A 3,096-nucleotide genomic window follows, 5' to 3' on the forward strand; every position below is an offset into this window, starting at 1 on the left:
TGTACAGCCAAGAAAATTTCCAATTCGACCGAATTAGGGACTTGACATCATACCGCTGGACTTACGGCTTTTTGACGTGCCTTTGTGCAATCGGCCTCTTCGAGCGTTTCATTCGCTTGGGATTACGCAGTTTCAGATCCTGGGGACGAAGCACGATGGCCCACCACGGGATTCGTACGAATACGTCTCGCCATAAACCTCTAACGCTGGCTCCGGGAGCCATGGGCGACATGTAGGGCACTCCGAAGGAGCGCAGCGAAGCAAGGTGAACCAGAAGAAACAATATGGCGATGAAAAGGCCGTAAAACCCGAGGAATCCAGCGACAAGCATCAATCCGAATCGGATGATGCGGGACGTGGCGGCAATGTTGAACTCCGGCATGACAAAGTTTGCGATCGCCGTAAAAGATACGACAATGACCATGCCTGCCGAGACGATTCCCGCCTGGACGGCCGATTGTCCAAGCACGAGCGCTCCGACGATGGAGATGGCAGGGCCGATCGCTCTCGGCATGCGAAGTCCAGCTTCCCTCAGTACCTCGAAGGTAAGCTCCATAAGCAGAGCTTCCACGAGACCCGGGAACGGAACTCCCTCCCTCTGGGCAGCCAAGCTGATGAGCAACGTTGTAGGCAGCATCTCCTGATGAAAGGTCGTCACCGCAATATAGAGCGCGGGAAACAACATGGACACCGCATAGGCCCCGTAACGAATCATCCTGACAAATGAAGCGATGTCAAACCTCTGGTAGTAATCTTCCGGCGACTGGAAGAAGCTGAAGAACGTTATTGGCGCAATCAGTGCGATCGGAGTGCCTTCTACGACAATTGCAACTCTGCCCTCCAGCAAGGATGCTGCTACCGTATCGGGGCGCTCCGTGTTCATAAGCGTAGGGAACAGCGTAAACGTTTCGTCCTGGATAAACTCCTCGATATAACCGCTCTCAAGCACGCCGTCGATCTCGATATCGGCGAGCCGCCGGTACACCTCCTTGACGACTGCCTCGTCCGCGATGCCGTTCATATAAAGCACGGCTACATCCGTGTGTGTCTCACTCCCTATTTTGTGCGTTTGCACGTGTAAGTTAGGAGAACGAACAATGCGCCTAATTAAGCTGACGTTTGTATTCAAATCCTCTACGAATCCCCGCTGCGGACCGCGAATGACCGTCTGCGTCAGCGCGCTGTCGACCGACCGCTGCTCGCCTCCCCCTACGCCTGCCATAAGCACGGCCGCATGGCCTTCCGCCGCGATCAAGCACATGCCTCCGGTCATGAGCTGGATCGCCTCTTCCATCATCAACACGTCTCTTACCTGACCGACGGATAAGATGCTTGTCCGGAGAGCCTCCAGCAACCCGGGCTCTTCTTTGCCGACGGGTTTTGGAAGCTGCATGGACATGAGCGGACTCAGCACAGATTCATTAATAGTCGACTCGTCAACGATTCCTCTTATGTACATGAGCGCGAGCTCGCGCTCTGGAGCCGCATCGCTGCGGAACAGTCTGACGACGAGGTCGCTGCTTCCCCCAAATCGTTCGTAAATCGCTCGCACGTTCGCTTTTAACGAAGATTGGAACGGCCTTTCATGGGATGTTTCGGATTGTTTCATAGCGCACCCTCTGTTTCCATAATGCCCTTATGTTGGCACTTTATTGCTGAGATTATGTATGGCACCATCCCGCTCGCGCGCTAATACAATGTTACAACGAACCGTCAGGAAGAAAGGGTGTTGGGTGAATGCTCGGCATTAGCTTGTGCATGATTGTCAAGAACGAGGAAGAAAGTCTCGGCCGCTGCCTGTCCTCGGTGCGGGACGTCGTCGACGAAATCGTGATCGTTGATACCGGCTCCACGGACCGCACCAAAGAGATCGCAGCATCCTTCGGCGCGGCGATCTACGATTTCGAGTGGATCGATCACTTCGCCGCAGCTCGCAACTACGCCTTCGATCGAGCGACACAGCCGTTCATTTTATGGCTGGATGCCGATGATGTAGTCGAGCCGGAGGACAGAGCGCGGCTCAAGACCCTCAAGGAGGAGAACGACGAGGATTTCCCTTACGACAGCGTCTCCATGAATTACCACCTAACCTTTGATCATAAGGGCAACCCCGTCTTCAGTCTGCGCCGCAATCGGCTGGTCAGACGCAGCCTCGGCTTCCGCTGGATCGGTCCCGTACATGAATATTTGGCCGTCTTCGGCCGCATCCTCCATAGCGATATCGCCGTTACCCATCGCAAGGAGCGGCTTCATACCGACCGCAATCTGCGCATTTACCTTAAGCGTCGGGATGCCGGCGAAACCTTCTCTCCGCGCGACCAATATTATTTTGCAAACGAACTTCGGGATAACCGCCGGAACGAGGAGGCCATTGAGTGGTACGGCCGATTTCTGGACGGCGGCAAGGGCTGGGTGGAGGATAATATCGGAGCTTGCATGAAGCAGGCTGATTGCTACGGACGGCTCAAGAACAGCAAGGGCCAACTGGCTTCTCTGTTCCGATCCTTCGGCTATGACACTCCGCGTCCCGAAATTTGCTGCGAGCTCGGGAGCGTCTTCATCCGGCAAGAACGGTTCGAACAGGCTATTTACTGGTTCAGGCAAGCGTTAACGGTAGAACGGCCAGCGGGCAACATGGGATCCACCGACCACGCAACGTCCACCTGGCTGCCCCATCTGCAACTAACCGTCTGCTACGACCGTATAGGCAACCGCGCCAAGGCGCTGGAGCACCATCGCCAAGCCATGACGTTTAATCCCGATCATCCCAGCATTCGATATAACGAAAATTATTTCAACAAAACCAAGACCTAGCGACGGCACCGCAATGTTGGCAGTTGTTAGCCGCTTCTTCATTATCGTATTTCTACTACGTCAAAGGAGAAGCGGCTCCTCGTTGTGCGGCCAGCACGGCAAGCTCCAGCTTGTTTAGCAGCAGACCGTATTCATTAGTAATCTCGAAGTTCGGCGGGAAAGTCAGTTTTTGAAAATACTTGCCCACCTGCTCCGGTCCCCGGAACCAATCGCCGGTTTCCGGCGGCTCCGGCTCGTGATCTCCCCAAGCGGCATGCAGCGGCGGGCTGTAGAGCGGCGTGG

Annotated in this window: 2 protein-coding genes and 1 pseudogene; 1 reads left to right on the forward strand and 2 read right to left on the reverse strand. The window is 55.1% G+C overall.

Annotated features, from left to right (window positions below):
* Window positions 1-61 precede the first annotated feature (61 nt).
* Window positions 62-1,609, reverse strand: a complete 1,548-nt coding sequence (locus tag PAT3040_RS03975) for a spore germination protein (RefSeq protein WP_108991624.1) — start codon at window positions 1,607-1,609, stop codon at window positions 62-64.
* Between the two features lie 128 nt (window positions 1,610-1,737).
* Between PAT3040_RS03975 and PAT3040_RS03980 the strand changes: the two genes are divergently transcribed.
* Window positions 1,738-2,814, forward strand: a complete 1,077-nt coding sequence (locus PAT3040_RS03980; protein WP_108991625.1) for a glycosyltransferase — start codon at window positions 1,738-1,740, stop codon at window positions 2,812-2,814.
* Between the two features lie 55 nt (window positions 2,815-2,869).
* Here PAT3040_RS03980 and PAT3040_RS36740 read toward each other — a convergent pair.
* A pseudogene (locus tag PAT3040_RS36740) lies at window positions 2,870-3,096 on the reverse strand (DUF2515 family protein); the annotation flags it as partial.

This window comes from Paenibacillus agaridevorans (genome assembly GCF_003112455.1).
Taxonomy (GTDB): domain Bacteria; phylum Bacillota; class Bacilli; order Paenibacillales; family Paenibacillaceae; genus Pristimantibacillus; species Pristimantibacillus agaridevorans.